Here is a 15,045-nt window from a genome sequence, read left to right as displayed (position 1 = left end):
GTCAGTTTTCCTTGATCAATTCGGCGGCAGCCATGGCGCAGCTTCTGCTGGCGCTGGTGCCGGCACGGCCGTGGAGTTCGAACCACTGGGTGCTGGAGCCACACTCGCAATCGGCGCCATGCAGGGTCGCAAGGTCGCTCATCACCACGGCGTGGGCGGGACTGGAGGAGATGTAGGGTGAAACGAAGGACAGAAGACCGGCCTCGCCGAGGGGCTGGACACTGAAGTCCGAGGGATGCCGCACAAAGACTTTCGAATAGACCGGCACGTGAAAACGGTGCTGTTCGCATTCGACATAAGGCACGGCATGCTCGACGGCACCGTAGCCGTCACGGCATCGATGGGGAGCGATCCCCAACTGCCGGGTGATGCGCTCGTAGACCTGATGGCGGGGAATCTCCTGGGCGGCCTGCTTTTTCCAGCCGCCTCCCAGGAATACCAGGGAGCCAGGCGCAAGCTCCAGGTCCGCAAGGCCTGTTTCGCGCATGCGTTCGAGTACGTGCCAAAGCAAGGCCGGGAAGCCGAAGATCCTGACCGGCAAGCCCTGCCCGGCGAACGCTTGCAAGGCGCGGATAACGCCGAACACATCGAATTCGTGCCCTGTCCCGGTACGCCGCAAGGCATAGGCAACGCGATTGACCGGGGCAAAGCGACACAGGAACTGATCGGTGTACGCCGTTCCCAGTCGATTGTCCGGTTCGGGTTCATGCCCAAGCAGCAGATAGTTGCAGGGGGTATCCGGGGTGGACCAGCCGTAATGCTCGAAGATCCGCGCCACCATGCCCTGGGCCGCGGCCATGCTGCGTTCGTCGTAGCGCATGCGGCTTTTCTGCCCACTGGTGCCGGACGACGTGAGTTCCAGGGCATCTGCGGCGGTTGGGCTGAGCAGCAGTCGCTGTTTGAAATAGTTGGCATAGACAGCTGGCAGTTGCGACCAGTCGGTCATGTGCTCCAGGTCTGCGGCGCCAAGACCATTGGCGTTGAGCCAGGCTTCGTAGCCTGGGGTGTGGTGGCAATGAAACAGGCTTATCTCGGCCATGGCGCGATCGAACAGCCCGGAAGGTACCGAGTCGGGATCGTAGGGATGGGGCAGTGCGCATAGCGCATCGGCGTGGGGAAAATGAATCATCTGGGCAGGGTTCCTCAGGGACGACAACTTCAAACGTGGGCAGACGGCTGCGACAGGAACAGGCGCAATGCGACAAGACAGCTGAGCCCGGCGATGCCGGCCATCAGGGCGAAGGATTCCAGGCTGGCCCCGGCGCCCAGCAGGGCCAGCAGCGAACCTGCCGTGCTCATCACCGCAATGGAAATCATCCCGACCATGGCCGAGACCAGTCCTTTGCTGTCGGCGCTGGCGAACAGCGCCAATCGATACAGCGCCGCATTGCCCATGCCGAGTCCAAGGGCATACAGCGACAGGCTGCTGACCAGCACCGGCAACGCCAGATCGAACCGACTGGCAATGACCAGTGCGATCAGGCCGGCGCACAAGGGCCAGAGGCTGTAGCGGAGCACCCCGTGGACACCGGCCCGTTCCACCAGCCCGTTGAGCAGCAGATTGCCAAGGATCACGGCGGCGAAGACCGGCACCTGCCACAACCCGTACATCAGCGGTGAAAGGTCCTGGCCCTGGATAAGCAACTGGGGCGACAGCCCTATCCAGGCGATCAGCGGCAGACTCATCAGGCCGAGCGCTACGCTGGCGGCCATGAATCCGCCATGCCCCAGCAGTGCGCCGTAACGCTTGAGCAGGGAGCGCAATTCGAAGGGTTCGGATGGCTGCGGTTTTCCGGTCGCCTGCCCGGTCCCCGCGTTTTGCGGCATGAACCACCACAGGGCCAGCCAGCTCACCGCCCCGAGGCCCGCGAGTAACAGAAACAGTTCGCGCCAGGACAACCATTGCAACAGCACCCCACCCAGCAACGGCCCGAGCAGGGGAGAAAGAAGCGCGAGGTTGCCCAGCAGCGCCATGACTCTCACGGCGTCCGATTCGCTGAACATTTCCTGGATGGCGGGATAGCTGACGGCAATCACGAAGCCCAGGCCCATGCCCTGGATCAGGCGCAGGGCATTGAATCCGTGCATGTGACTGACCTGGGTGATTGCCGCGCAAGCCAGCGCAAAGCCGGCGCAGCCGGCAAGCATGAACGAGCGGCGCCCATGGCGATCCGATAACGGGCCGATCAGCCACGGCAACACAACGCCGCCCAGCAGGTAGAGGTTGAACGCGTAGGGAATTTGATCCGCGCAGGCCCCCAGTTCTTCGGTGACGCCGGACATGGCGGGCATGACCAGGTCGCTGGCAAGATAGGTCAGCAGTTCAAATAGCGCGATAGCCAGGCAAAAACCCGTCAATCGATGTGGCGAGAAGGTTGTCAGCGAGTTTTGCATGGTTCCCAACGTTATTTTCCATAAGGAGGTAGGTGCCTCTTTTCGAGAATACGTGGGGAGTTTCTGGGTCGAAATAAGCCCTGGCCTCAGTTTGCGAAGGAAACCGGACCGAAGTTTGTACGAACAACGCTCGTAAATGGCGGACGCGTGGCGGCGACGAAGGGAATTAATCCGATAGCTGGCAGAAAGGCCGTATTCAACCGATCGAACATCCTGGTTGCGCACCTATGCGCTTTCGGCTGTACCATGGGGCCCCGCCTGTGCCTCTTGTCCCCGCCATCGGGAATGCACCGGGCAAGCAGTCGGATACAACGGATACATTCAGGAACTGGCAATGACCCATTCGCAACGTTTGAAATACTCGATTCTGATCGTCCTCGTCGTCCTGGCAATCATGCTGGGGCTGTCCTGGATGCAGAACAAAGGCATGATCAGCGAACAGCTGTTTCAGTACATCGCCATTGCCGTGGCGGTCGTCGTGGTGGTGGTCAATGGTGTGATGCGTCGAAAGGTCAAGCCCTAGCCCTGCCAAGCGCTGTCATTCCACGGCCTCAAGTATGGCCACCGCCCTGGCATGCAAGCTGTAGCTCTTGTCGGGGTTCAGCGTCAGCACACCCTCGCTGCACAGTCGCTTCAAGACCTCGCGCACGCTGAGAAAGGACAACGGAATGTCCAGTCCCGCCAGTTGACTGTGGATGCCCCGCACACCCAGGCCCCGGTTCTGCGCGGCTGCGGTGAGCAACGTATCGATGACCTTGAGGCGAATCAGGCTGGTCCTGAGCCCGAAATGCTTGAGCAGACGCTTGATGTGCTCATTGTTGCCTCGTTCCGCTGGCCTGGCGAACACGCGCTGCGCAGCTGTCATCGGGACGCCGGTCGGCCCTGGTTTTTTACCCTCCATGGGTAGTTGCGTGTCTTGCATGCAAAAACTCCTTACCAGCCTGATCAGAAAAGGTCACAAATGCTCTCCTGTATAGGACGAACGAAGGCGACCAATCATGAAGCCCCGAATGTGAAAAAAAAGCCGGGATGCCGTCAAAGCCCCGTGCCCCAGCGACCGCGAGGCCATTAATTTTTTTTCATCCGGTTCGTTTCCAGGAGAGGCGCATTCCCGGTCATGCACGGTGAATGTGGATGGCCAGGCCGGATTCGATGTTTTTCCCTGTTGTCATATCGGGGGAGCGGTCCTGGTTCTTGCAGTTTTTTCGATCAGGAGTGAACGTGAGAAAGTCCGGGCAGTTATCGAGATTGCGTCTTGCAGGCGCATGTTTGGGAATGGGCCTGGGGCTCATCTCGGTCGCCAGCGCTCAAGGCGATGCAGGACAGGCCAGCGCTGAAATCCGTCGAACCCAGTTTGGCGTCCCTCACATCCGGGCCGAGAATGAGCGCGGTCTGGGTTACGGCATCGGTTATGCCTATGCCCAGGACAATCTTTGCCTGCTCGCCAACGAGATCGTCACAGTCAACGGCCAGCGCTCTCGCTACTTCGGACCCGAGCAGGTCACGGTGGAACAGCGGAAAAACAGCGCAAGCGACGTGTTCTTCAACTGGCTCAACACCCCACAGGCGGTCTCCGGCTTCTGGCAAGCCCAGACACCCCAGATCCAACAGCTGGTCGAGGGCTATGCGACCGGTTACAACCGGGCTCTGGCCGAGCGCCGGGCCAAAGGGCTGCCCGAGCAGTGCGCGAGCGACTGGGTGCGGCCCATCACGGCGCTGGACCTGGTCAAGTTGACCCGTCGCCTGCTGGTGGAAGGGGGCGTTGGTCAGTTCGCCGAAGCCCTGGCCGGCGCGCAACCGCCCCAGGCGGCCGCAAGCATTGAAGGTCCGGCCGATTTTTCAGTCGCCGCGCTGCGGCAGCAGCGTTTTGCCCTGGAACGTGGCAGCAACGGGTTGGCCATCGGCAGCGAGCGTTCATTCAACGGACGCGGCATGCTGCTGGCTAACCCACATTTCCCGTGGGTGGGGGGCATGCGCTTTTATCAGATGCACCTGACCATTCCCGGCAAGCTGGACGTCATGGGGGCTGCCCTGCCGGGATTGCCGATGATCAACATCGGTTTCAGCCGGCACCTGGCCTGGACCCATACGGTCGATACGTCCAAGCATTTCACCCTGTACCGTCTGCAACTCGACCCCAAGGACCCGACCCGCTATTTGCTCGATGGCAAATCCGTTCCGATGAGCCAACAGACGGTCATGGTGGACATCAAACAACCCGGTGGGCAGATGAAGACGATTTCACGGGTGGTCTACGGCTCGCAGTTCGGCCCGGTCGTGCAATGGCCGGGGCGGCTGGATTGGGATCGACGCTTCGCCTACAGCCTGCGGGACGCGAACCTGGAGAACGACCGCGTGCTGGCCCAGTGGTACGCCATGAATCGGGCGGTCACGCTCAAGGACCTGCAAGCGACCGTCCATGAGATCCAAGGCATTCCCTGGGTCAATACCCTGGCGGTGGACGACCAGGGGCAGAGCCTGTACATGAATCTGTCGGTGGTGCCGAACGTGGAGGCTGACAAGCTGGCTCGCTGCAGTGACCCTCGGCTCGGTTCGAAGCTGATCGTATTGGATGGCTCGCGCAGCGAGTGTGTCTGGGACATCGATCCCAAAGCGGCGCAGCCAGGCATTTATGCCGCCGAAAGGCAGCCACAGCTGTTGCGCCGCGACTACGTGCAGAATTCCAACGATTCGGCCTGGATGACCAACCCTTCGCAGCCCTTGTCAGGCTATTCGCCCTTGATCAGCCAACAAGGCCAGCCACTGGGCCCACGGGCACGCTTTGCGTTGGACCGACTCGACAAGCTCGCCAGGACAGGGCCGGTGAAGGTAGAGGACCTGCAGCGCATGGTCATGGACGATCAGGTTTATCTGGCTGACCAGGTCATGCCGGACCTGCTCCGGTTCTGCACCGCTGATCCGGGACCCGAGGCGTCGGCACTGGCGCAGGTGTGCACCCGCCTGAAGGCCTGGGACCGTACGGCTGGCCTGGACAGCGGAGTGGGGTTCATTCATTTCCAGCACATCATGGAAGGCTTGCAGGCTGTCCCTGATTTCTGGCGTGTACCTTTCGATCCCCAAGACCCGCAACAGACCCCGAGAGGCCTGGCGATCGACCAGCCTGCGGTTATCGAGGCGTTGCGCAAGACCATGCTCGCTTCGGCGGATGCGGTCAAGGCGGCCGGGTTGTCGGCGGACAGTCGCTGGCAGGACGTGCAGGTTGTCAGCAGTCGCGGTCGACAGACGCCCATCCATGGGGGGCCGGGGGAGCTGGGGATCTACAACGCAATCCAGAGTGTGCCGCGCGCGAATGGCAAGCGGGAAGTGGTCGGCGGTACCAGCTACTTGCAAGTGGTCACCTTTGACGACAAAGGCCCTCAGGCCCAGGGATTGCTGGTCTTTTCCGTCTCCAGCGACCCCGCATCTCCCCATGCGGCAGACCAGACCGAAGCGTTCTCCAGGAAACAATGGAGCGTGTTGCCCTTTACCGAACAGCAGATCAAGGCCGATCCGTACTATCAGGCATTGATTATCCGTGAACGGGATGAGGCGGGAAGGGTGGCAACGCAGTAGGCCGAGGGCGTCGGGCTTATCGAGCGTGGAAGCCGCCATTCGCTCCTGCCGGGAGAGGAGGCGGCTTCTTTCATTGGTTGGCGGGTCGTTGACCGATGGTGTTGAGGACCGGGTTGCCATCCTTGTTCTGCGTCAGGTAGACCGGTAGCACCTTCGGCAACGAAGGCACCAGGTTCTTCACTTCGCTGATGTTGTAGATACCGCCGATACGCAGGGCTCCGGTGTTGTTATCGGCCAGCATGACGGGATGGTCGAGGTAGCGGTTGATCAATGGCAGGGCGTCGGTAAGGGTGAGGTTATTCAGCACCAGCTTGCCGTTGCGCCATGCCAATGAGTTGTCGTCGGCGGGGATTTCGCGGACCTGCGCCTGGAAGTCGCCGGCTTTGTAACTTGCCTGCATGCCGGGTGTGAGCCGCGAACCGTTCTGGGTCAGTGCGTGGTTGCTGGCGACCAGTACCGAGCCTTCCACCAGCGTGACCCGTACCTGATCCTGATACATCCATACGTTGAAGCGGGTGCCGGTCACCCGTACCTGGCCTTGGCCGGCCCGGACGATGAATGGGTGCTGGGTGTCATGGCTGACTTCGAAGAAGGCCTCGCCCCTTTTCAACGTAACCCGCCGCTCATTCTTGTAGTTGGCGAACACCAGCTCGCTGCCCAGGTTGAGCTCGACCTGGCTGCCGTCGCCCAACGTGATGCGGCGAACGCTTGCGTCGGCTTCGAATCGCTCATAGGAGTTGGCAAGCCAGCCCAGGTTCCAACCCGTGTAGGCAGCCAGTGGCAGGCCCACCACCAGCACCGCGGCGGCGGTGGCCAGCGAACGCCAGCGCGACCGAGGCCGGGGCAGCGGGGCCGGCGGCGCAGACTCGATGCGGGGCAGGTGATCGGCGACATCCCAGATTTCCAGCATGGCTTCGTATTCGAAGGCGTGCAGGGGATCGGCATCGTGCCATTGCCTGAAGGCCAGTCGTTCGGCATCGGTGCAGTCGGCAGCATGCATGCGCATGCACCAGTGCGCGGCCGCATCGGTAATGGCGTCGTATTCGGCTTCCGACAGTGTTCGTTCGGTCATTGACTCTTCCTGGTTTGCCGCATTCTAACCCTCGGTATGACCTGTCGAGAACAGTCGTCGTGGCGTTAGCACGCCAAATGACCTGTTTTTTCGGTACAAAGCGTTCACGCCGGTAGGGCGTCATCACAGCATCTCACGGATATCGTGAAAAAAAGATCAACTAAGCCCTCGGGGCGGGCGGGTCGAGCTGGCGCCCCAGCATGCAGATGAGTAATGTCATGGAGTCGGCGTTTCGAAGTATGACGTCGATGCGTTTGTCCGCTGAATTGGGGTCCAGAAAAATGTCACGGGCTTCGCTCAGGGTTTTTGCACCCGTGACTCTGAGGATCTCGCTGGCCATGTCTTTGAAGGACCGCAGCAGTTCCAGGCTCTTGAGCTCGCCAGCGATATGATCCCAGGCCATGAATAACTTGGAGCGTGGCGTGGTCAGCGACAGTCCGTGAAGTTGCTGGGCTTTCAGGTCGCCCTGCTTGAGCCGGCCCAGCTCGGTGTCTGTCGAGATGAGGTCGTAGAACGGCAGCGCCGCGTCCAGGTAGACAATGTCGTATGTATCGAAAAGCTGGTGGGTGATTTCATGGATGAGCGTCGCTCCCTGGGCATGGGCGTCAACATTGAAAGACTCAGGTACGAGCTCCTTGTATCGATCCAATCCCACCTCGAAGAACAGCTGCGTCAGATAGATTCTTCCTGCTGCTTTCGCCTCCAGCACGAATGCGGTCGCCGTGTCGTCTATGTCCTTGAGGTTACCGATCACGATGCGGTTGGCGTTCTGCGATTCCCAGGAAGGATCGGCCAATGCCTTGCAGATCGGTGCAATCGCAGTGTTTATTTTTTCGATCAGGTTCGCATCGACATGACTGACGCCGAAGAAAAGCTTCAGGAAAGTGTCAAGCCTGGAGCCCGGTGTCAGTTGTCGCCGGGCTTGTCCAAGATTGTGCAGCGCATTCGATGAATAGAACCTTGCGGTCTCCAGTGCCTGCACGATTGCATTGGCGCAGTGAGGATATTTTCTGCGTATCTGCGCCATGCCTCTGGCTTCGATATTGAGCGAGCTGGCCGCCTTGTAGTCGCTGTATGAGTTTGCAAGGGTCGACATCACCTTGCCGTAACGAATGGTTTGTCGATCTGGATCAATCAGCCATTCCTGGCTCCCAGGCGCTTTTTTCAGTATCGGTCCTTCTCCATTCTCATGGACGATGCGCCACACCTGGTTGGCTTTCGCCACCTGGAAGACTTTACCGGCCAGGCAGGCGTACGCTTTGCTGGATCCGGCGGCGCGGTAGGTGCCATCGATAAAGTTTCGTTGCAGGTCGCAAAGGCTGACGTCCATGGCCTCGAAGGCTTGCAGGTTGGTGCGAGCCGGGGCGGTGGACGCGATAGCTTGCCAACTGGCCGGAGCCGCCACGGTGGCGGTTGGCGAGACGGGATCCAGCAAACCGAATGTGTCGTCGCGATTGAGAAAACCCAGCGACACCATTTCTGCCGCACCGCCGACAAAATCGTGCATGCCAGTCTTCCAGTCATGTTGCTGCAAGGCTTCGGCAGAGGCTTTGAAATCCTGGTAGCTCTCCCACAGCGTCTCGAAAAAGGCCAGTTTGCCCGGCAGGTGCCTTCCTGCGAACTTCACCCCGGAGCTGAACACATGCAAAGCTGTTTCCCAGTCGTACTGACGCTGGCTGTCGGCATGCGTGTTCAACAAGTCTGATAACACCTGCACATTGTCGTCAAACAATGCATCGAACAGGTTTCCCCGGATTGGATTGGAGGCCAGGGTGATCTCCGACCGTCGTCCCATTGTGGAAGCGAACAGGTTCCTGAACAGACTCTGCTGGTTGGCGGGAAGCCGACTGATCATCAGATCCTGAAGCGCTCCCGGCAAGTTGAGCGCAGCGATAATGCTCGCTTCGTCTTTGAACTCGGTAAGGGCCGGGCCTGCACGGTAAGGCGAGTACAGCACGTGGGGCGCTTTCGCATCGGTGCTCGATCCGATCAGGTACAGCCCCAGGGCTTTGATGGCTGCGGCACCGTCGGTCTTGATCAGCTCCAATGGACGAATCAGCGCGCTCGCACCCCTCACGGCCTGACGCGCGATGGCGTCCGGCATGTCCAGTACCTGTCGGATCAAGTCGAATGCGGTAGGGGACAGGTACTGTTGTAAATGGCGTGCATGGGCATACTGCAAAAGCTGCCAGGGTAACTGGCGGCGAAAACGCTGCCTTCTCGATTGGACGTCCGCGCCCTTGCCGCAGAGCTTGTCCTGGACGTGTTTCTTATATGTGGTGGTGATATCGAGTGACAGTTGCAGCTGCTTGACGGTCGTTTCGTTCAGGCGCTCAGGCAATGTTTGCCCTACAGTCGAGGACACCGTGAATCCGGTTCTCTGGGTTGCGTCGAGATGATTCAAGGCGAAATCGGTCAACGGACTGGCAGGCCCTGCCAGTGCCAGGTTCGGCGTGATCAGTAGCGTGGCCGGGTCCAGGTCCTTTTCGGCAAAGCGAGCATTGAGCAATGCCTTCAGTTTTTTGTTCACATAAGTGTGCAGTGGCTCGATTCCGTCCAGATAATCTTTGCCGTCGCTTACGCTGCTTCTGTATTGCTCGAGCAGATCAATGTGCAGGCGTTGATCTTCAAGAGAGGCCGTGCCGAGCCAGGCAGGCAGTTTCTGTCGCCACCAGGCGGCCTGGGCGATACGTATCGCACGCGGCAGGTTGGTGGGGGCGCCTTTTTTTACCAGGGACTTGAGGCTTTTTGCCAGGGCCTGCCCGGTCAACTGCCAGTCTCCGCTTTCCAATGTATTCAAATAGCCTTGCTCGGCCTCGAAAAAAAGGATGAAGGAGTTCATCCGGTTCAACAAGACGTTGTCCTCAATCAGCTCAAACGTCTCGAGTCGATAGCGACCATGGGGCTTGCGTTGAGCCGAGGGCAAGTTGGCCAACAGGCTGAAGCGCTTTCTGGAGTCGAGCAGGTACCCGTTGATTTGCCGGGTGGCGGTTTCGACGGAAGGGAACACCTGCAGGCCGTCCGAAGGTGTCCAAAGAATGCCCAGGCCTGAATAAGGCGTGTCCAGGCCGCCGCGCTCGGTCATGAAGAAACAATTGGCGACGGGAAGGGAGGTCGTCTGGTCTTCCGTTGTGCAACTGAGTCTCAAGGCATAGACATCTGGCCGAAAACCTTTGACGCCGATGCGTTGCTCACGGTCCGGATAATCGGGGTCGTAAGTGAAAACGGTACGGATCAGGTCGTGGGCGGCGGGAGCGAGTGTTCCGTCAAGCTCTCGTAGCTCGGCTTCGGCGCGTATGCCCAGGGAAAAAACGTTGGTAAGTTCCGAGCGAAGGCCTCTCAACTCCTTGAGCAGCGAGAGGTCCGTGGATACCGGCAATTGGCCGAACAGCATATTGAAAGCGTCTTCGACGCTGGCATAGCTCTTGATTTTTCTTTCCAGCCGATCGGCCATCAGACTGGTTGGACGCAGGTCTCCATGGAACGCGGGCCGGGTACTCCAATGGCCATGGGTTCGATGCTTCAAGAGGTTTCTGCCTACCAGGGGCCGTACGTCCAGCGCCTTGTCGACGAGGGCGTGCATGTCCATCTGGTCCTGGCGAGACATCTCCAATGCGTAATGGAGATTGCTGATCTGCTTGCCAATGATCGAGTTCGCCAGGGATTCGAATATCGGAAAGACCACGGGATGCCCCGACACATGTGGCTCATCGAAGCGCAGGAAACGGTTACGCTCTTCCAGGCTCATGAGGCCGTACAACGCTTCCTTTCGCGTGGTGCTGGTTGGCGTATCGAACAATGCGTGTTTGAAACCCAGATAATCCTCGACGACCTGCAGGCCCTGGTTGGGCGTGTAGAGATAGTGCCCTTTTGCGCTGATCATCAATGAGCCCGCAAGCTCCACGTACAGCGGCGCGTACTCCCAGAGGCGAATCGTTTCGATGAACTGCAGCGGCTCGTCCGGGCGGGACGGCCTGAACAGTCGCAGCAGCTCCCGGTTTTGCGTAGCCGTCAGTTGTCGTTGTTCCTGCTTGATCAGGATGTCCGCTCGCATTGCATCGCTGAGCACCTGGGAAAGAAACGACCGACGTGGCGCGTGGAAAGGGCCGTTGGCGTCCCAGTACGTCTCGATGCAACCGACAAGCCGGGGAATCAGGCTTGCGGCGGTAACCCTCAGCAGGCTCTCCCACTCCCGCGAATTATGAGGCGACGCGACTATTTCCGGGTGAACGAACTCGACGTCATGCCCGTTGGGCCGACCTTGGTGGTGGAAGTAGACCAGGATCGCGTCGGCCAATGACAGGGTTTGGGTGACCTTGTTTGCCTTGGGGTCGCCCGGATTGCCGTAGGAACTGATGGCCGCCCGAGTCTGCCGATGGTCGAAGTTCGATGCCACTTCGTTCAATATCTGGTCGAGCATCCGGTCCAGGGAGGGCATTGTGATCAGCTCGTTCACCAACGCCTGTCCGTTGAGGGCTTGTGCGTGTTCGATGGATTCGATCTGGAAGCTGAAGACATCCCCTTCGATTGATTGGCGCACCTGCCGGATGACTGCCGCGCCGTTCAGTTCAGCCCGTTGAGAAATCGCAAGCAATTGAAACAGCGCGTCTCGCTCGGTGGGAGTTGCCAGCATCCGGTCAATCTTCGTCTCGATGGATGTCGGACTGTCGAATTTTTCGATGCCCAGCCAGGGCGTATAGAGAAACGCAGGCTTCTCGCCCGAGGTACCGGCATCCGGCAGGGCGGACAGAATAAAGCAACCCGCCAGCGGGATCGGGGCCTTGCCCTCGGCTTCGAGCAGAATGGTTTCGGCGGTCATCGAGGGTACCTGCGCGGCGCGTAGCGTGTGGGTGGGGAGGGCAGCGTGGTGCAGCCAGTCGAGGTCCTTTTGGGTGAACCCTCCAGGTGGGGTCAGTTCCTCCAGGCGGGTAGCTTCCAGCACTTGGGAAAACAGCAGTGGTGTGGTTTCGGTGGTCATCGTCGCTTCTCGGTCAAGGCGCCGCGAGGCGGCACGTCAATGAAAAGCGCTCAGGCTAGGAGGGCGTGAACAGGCAAGGGTGGTACATAGTTACCGCCCGCCAGGCTCGGGAGCTGTCAAGCTGCAGGGTCTTGAGGCCTGTCTGCGCGAAGGTTGACAGCGTGTTCGTGAAGCAGTGTTAATCACCGGACTGGTTTCTCTTACGCTGTTGCTACCTCCAACAACCACTCTGGAGCTTCAGATGTCTGCGCTATCCGATCACACCGCTTCCGGCCCCCTGTCCTTCGATGCCCTGGTGAGTTTGCTGGAGAAGATTTTCCTGCGGCATGGCACTTCGACCGAAGTCGCCCGGACCCTGGCGCAGAACTGCGCCAGCGCTGAGCGCGACGGTGCCCACAGCCATGGGGTCTTTCGCATTCCCGGCTATGTTTCGACGCTCAAGAGCGGTTGGGTGAATGGCCGGGCCGTGCCGGTGGTCGAGGACATCGCATCAGGGTTCGTCCGGGTGGACGCCGGTAACGGTTTCGCCCAACCGGCCCTGGCTGCCGCACGTCCATTGTTGGTGGCGAAGGCCCGTAGTGCCGGCATCGCGGTGCTGGCTATCCGAAACTCGCACCACTTCGCGGCGCTCTGGCCGGATGTCGAGCCGTTTGCCTACGAAGGGTTGGTGGCGCTGAGCGTGGTGAACAGCATGACGTGCGTGGTGCCCCATGGCGCGGATCGTCCGTTGTTCGGCACCAACCCCATTGCCTTCGCCGCGCCTCGGGCCGGTGGCGAGCCGATTGTCTTCGACCTGGCGACCAGCGCCATTGCTCACGGGGACGTGCAGATCGCTGCCCGCAAGGGCGAGCTGTTACCGCCGGGCATGGGGGTGGATAGTCAGGGCCGGCCGACGTGCGATCCGAAGGCGATTCTGGAAGAGGGCGCGCTTCTGCCGTTTGGCGGGCACAAGGGCTCTGCGTTGTCGATGATGGTCGAGTTGCTGGCCGCGGCCCTGACCGGCGGCAATTTTTCCTTCGAATTCGACTGGAACAACCACCCGGGCGCCAAGACGCCGTGGACCGGCCAGTTACTGATCGTGATCGACCCGAGCAAGGCCGCCGGGCAGGACTTCGCCGAGCGCAGCCAGGAACTGGTCAGGCAAATGCAAGGTGTGGGCCTGCAACGGCTGCCAGGGGATCGCCGGCATCGCGAGCGTCGTCAATCCAATGAGAGCGGGATTGCACTGGATGAGCAGACCTTGGCGCAGTTGCGGGCGCTGGCGGGCGAATAACCAGGAAAAGACAAAAGGACAACCTGGGGTAGCTGGGCTTGCCCGCGACAGCGGTCTGCCTGAACCGGTGATGTTGAATGTGCTGCCGTAGGTGTGATTGGTCAGCGCCGTCCGAGCAGCAAGCCCACCACCAGCCCGAAGCCGGCGGAAATTGCCACGGTTTGCCACGGGTGCCCGCCAATGTAGTTTTCGGTGGCATCGACCATGGGGCGGGTGCGTTCGCGCGCACTGGCAAGCGAATCCAGGGCCATTTGCAGTTTCTGAGCGATCTGACCCCGCAGGTTCTCGGCATCTTCGCCGACCAGCGCTGTGCTGCTCTTGAGCAGCTTTTCCGACTCTTCGATCAGGGCCTTCAGTTCGCTGAACACTTGATCCTTGATTTGCTCTCCGTTTGCTTGCTCGGTGTTTTTACGAGGCATTGAATGGCTCCTGGGTGATGGCAATGAACAATTGAGTGTGACGCTTGAGCGAAAGTTGCAGCCTTGGGCAATCATTGCAGCATTGGGGTTAAGACGCTTCCCTGCAAGGTGTAAGATGTCGCCTATTTACGCAACAGGTAATTCCCCATGAGCTTCAATCTGGCTGACAAGCCCCTGGCCGAGCGCGCCGCACTGGAAGACGAAAAATCCCGACTGTTCGAACTGTGGCAGAACAACCTGGGCAAGGCCAAGGGTGAGGCCGCCCGTTTGTTCGGTGAGCGTTCCAAACGCAAGGGCAAGTGGGCCGAGTGGGTGCGTGCGGAACTGGACGGCATGTCGCCTCCGGAATTCGCCAACATGGTGCGCAGTGAAGTCAATCGCCTGATGGCGGCAAATAAATAGGCCTATGCAAAGGTGGCGACAATGGCCTCGCGAACCTTGACCATCGCAGGATCCATTTGGGTTGGGGTTCGCCAGCCCAGTTCGATGGGGTAGCGCGGTAACGCAATGGGGCAGGGCAACAACGCCAGACCGCTGAGCGCCGCGATGGCCCGGGCGGCGTGCCCCGGAATGGTCGCTACCGCCTGGCTGCCCTTGAGCAGAAACGGCAGTGCGGCAAAATGGGTGGTCGACGCGCACACCTTCCGGCTCAGCCCGAGCCCGGCCAACCCCTCGTCGGTGATACCGATGAAGCCGCCGGATGAGACCAGCAGATGTTCACGGGCCACGAAAGCGTCCAGCGTGAGGGTCACCTGGTCCTCTGCCAGACTGGCCTGGTCGACCAGGCACGCATAATCGCCTTCCCCCAATACCTGGCGACTGAGCAACCGCTGCGAAAACCCTCCCGCCGTGATCGCCAGGTCCAGGGTGCGTTCCATCAGGTCACGGCCAACGATCTGGCTGTGGGTCTGGCGGAAAATCAACCGCAATCCTGGCGCACGTCGGGCCACTTCTTCGATCAGCCGCCGCCCATAAGCCACCTCGAAGTCATCGGACAGACCGACGATGACCGAGCGACCTTCGTAGCGACCGGCGTCCGGATCAATCATCGCCAGGCTCTGGCGACATTTGTCCAGTGCATCGCTGATGACCGGTTTGAGCTGGTTGGCCCGCAAAGTCGGGGCCAGGCCGCGGCCGGTGCGCACGAATAATTGATCGTCATACAGATCTCGCAATCTGCGCAGGGCAGCGCTGATGGCCGACTGTGTCACATCCAGGCGCAAGGCGGCCCGGCTGGCACTGGACTCGTCGTGCAGGGCTTCGAAGGTCTTGAGCAAATTGAGGTCGACGTCTGCGATATTCATATGGCTCATATCATTTAGCAGTGTTCAGGGCT

11 protein-coding genes are annotated in these 15,045 nt (G+C 60.2%); 4 read left to right on the top strand and 7 right to left on the bottom strand.

All coding sequences use genetic code 11. The annotated features are described in order from the left end of the window. Position 1 precedes the first annotated feature (1 nt). Both EGM97_RS09285 and EGM97_RS09280 read right to left on the bottom strand, forming a co-directional pair. Positions 2 to 1,129, bottom strand: a complete 1,128-nt coding sequence (locus EGM97_RS09285) for a LuxE/PaaK family acyltransferase (RefSeq protein ID WP_238963411.1) — start codon at positions 1,127 to 1,129, stop codon at positions 2 to 4. Positions 1,130 to 1,158: 29 nt separating this feature from the next. Then, complete coding sequence (locus EGM97_RS09280) at positions 1,159 to 2,394, bottom strand: MFS transporter (protein WP_238963409.1); 1,236 nt, start codon at positions 2,392 to 2,394, stop codon at positions 1,159 to 1,161. Between the two features lie 334 nt (positions 2,395 to 2,728). On the opposite strand from EGM97_RS09280, the gene EGM97_RS09275 reads away from it, so the two are divergent. Next, entirely contained in the window at positions 2,729 to 2,917 is a 189-nt protein-coding gene (locus tag EGM97_RS09275) for a hypothetical protein (RefSeq protein WP_053151440.1), read from the top strand. 15 nt (positions 2,918 to 2,932) lie between these two features. On the opposite strand, the gene EGM97_RS09270 is transcribed toward EGM97_RS09275, so the two are convergent. Further along, positions 2,933 to 3,316 (bottom strand): fe2+ zn2+ uptake regulation protein, encoded by a 384-nt coding sequence (locus EGM97_RS09270; RefSeq protein ID WP_238963407.1) that lies wholly within the window; start codon positions 3,314 to 3,316, stop codon positions 2,933 to 2,935. Positions 3,317 to 3,615: 299 nt separating this feature from the next. Here EGM97_RS09270 and pvdQ point away from each other — a divergent pair, with 299 nt between their 5' ends. Beyond that, positions 3,616 to 5,967, top strand: coding sequence for a bifunctional acylase PvdQ (pvdQ, locus tag EGM97_RS09265; protein WP_477788794.1), 2,352 nt, complete (start codon positions 3,616 to 3,618; stop codon positions 5,965 to 5,967). 70 nt (positions 5,968 to 6,037) lie between these two features. Here pvdQ and EGM97_RS09260 read toward each other — a convergent pair whose 3' ends face one another. Together EGM97_RS09260 and EGM97_RS09255 are read right to left on the bottom strand one after the other, a co-directional pair. Further along, positions 6,038 to 7,039 carry a FecR family protein gene (locus EGM97_RS09260; RefSeq protein WP_238963404.1) on the bottom strand — a complete coding sequence of 334 codons (1,002 nt, stop codon included), beginning with the start codon at positions 7,037 to 7,039 and terminating at the stop codon, positions 6,038 to 6,040. 160 nt (positions 7,040 to 7,199) lie between these two features. Beyond that, positions 7,200 to 12,017 (bottom strand): dermonecrotic toxin domain-containing protein, encoded by a 4,818-nt coding sequence (locus tag EGM97_RS09255; RefSeq protein WP_238963402.1) that lies wholly within the window; start codon positions 12,015 to 12,017, stop codon positions 7,200 to 7,202. A 241-nt stretch (positions 12,018 to 12,258) separates the two neighbouring features. Between EGM97_RS09255 and EGM97_RS09250 the strand changes: the two genes are divergently transcribed. Next, positions 12,259 to 13,290, top strand: coding sequence for an Ldh family oxidoreductase (locus EGM97_RS09250; RefSeq protein ID WP_238963400.1), 1,032 nt, complete (start codon positions 12,259 to 12,261; stop codon positions 13,288 to 13,290). 101 nt (positions 13,291 to 13,391) lie between these two features. Here the strand turns inward: EGM97_RS09250 and EGM97_RS09245 are convergent, their stop codons facing one another. After that, a complete protein-coding gene (locus tag EGM97_RS09245) occupies positions 13,392 to 13,709 on the bottom strand; it encodes an ElaB/YgaM/YqjD family protein (protein ID WP_238963398.1) in 318 nt (105 codons plus the stop codon). A gap of 147 nt (positions 13,710 to 13,856) precedes the next feature. Between EGM97_RS09245 and EGM97_RS09240 the strand changes: the two genes are divergently transcribed. Next, positions 13,857 to 14,111: a hypothetical protein gene (locus EGM97_RS09240; RefSeq protein ID WP_053151465.1), complete on the top strand. Its 255-nt coding sequence runs from the start codon at positions 13,857 to 13,859 to the stop codon at positions 14,109 to 14,111. Positions 14,112 to 14,113: 2 nt separating this feature from the next. Here EGM97_RS09240 and EGM97_RS09235 read toward each other — a convergent pair whose 3' ends face one another. Beyond that, positions 14,114 to 15,022 (bottom strand): LysR family transcriptional regulator, encoded by a 909-nt coding sequence (locus EGM97_RS09235; protein ID WP_238963396.1) that lies wholly within the window; start codon positions 15,020 to 15,022, stop codon positions 14,114 to 14,116. Between the last annotated feature and the right edge of the window lie 23 nt (positions 15,023 to 15,045).

This window comes from Pseudomonas sp. AF32 (genome assembly GCF_022342325.2).
Lineage (GTDB): Bacteria > Pseudomonadota > Gammaproteobacteria > Pseudomonadales > Pseudomonadaceae > Aquipseudomonas > Aquipseudomonas uvaldensis.
The sequence above is the reverse complement of the archived record's forward strand: the minus strand, read 5'-3'. Positions and strand labels throughout refer to the sequence as shown.

Excerpts from the sequence above, each read along its gene's own strand:
- EGM97_RS09270 (WP_238963407.1), bottom strand. The coding sequence starts at position 3,316 with ATGCAAGACACGCAACTACCCATGGAGGGTAAAAAACCAGGGCCGACC.
- EGM97_RS09260 (WP_238963404.1), bottom strand. The coding sequence starts at position 7,039 with ATGACCGAACGAACACTGTCGGAAGCCGAATACGACGCCATTACCGAT.
- EGM97_RS09285 (WP_238963411.1), bottom strand. The coding sequence starts at position 1,129 with ATGATTCATTTTCCCCACGCCGATGCGCTATGCGCACTGCCCCATCCC.
- EGM97_RS09240 (WP_053151465.1), top strand. The coding sequence starts at position 13,857 with ATGAGCTTCAATCTGGCTGACAAGCCCCTGGCCGAGCGCGCCGCACTG.
- EGM97_RS09250 (WP_238963400.1), top strand. The coding sequence starts at position 12,259 with ATGTCTGCGCTATCCGATCACACCGCTTCCGGCCCCCTGTCCTTCGAT.
- EGM97_RS09280 (WP_238963409.1), bottom strand. The coding sequence starts at position 2,394 with ATGCAAAACTCGCTGACAACCTTCTCGCCACATCGATTGACGGGTTTT.
- EGM97_RS09275 (WP_053151440.1), top strand. The coding sequence starts at position 2,729 with ATGACCCATTCGCAACGTTTGAAATACTCGATTCTGATCGTCCTCGTC.
- EGM97_RS09245 (WP_238963398.1), bottom strand. The coding sequence starts at position 13,709 with ATGCCTCGTAAAAACACCGAGCAAGCAAACGGAGAGCAAATCAAGGAT.
- EGM97_RS09235 (WP_238963396.1), bottom strand. The coding sequence starts at position 15,022 with ATGAGCCATATGAATATCGCAGACGTCGACCTCAATTTGCTCAAGACC.
- EGM97_RS09255 (WP_238963402.1), bottom strand. The coding sequence starts at position 12,017 with ATGACCACCGAAACCACACCACTGCTGTTTTCCCAAGTGCTGGAAGCT.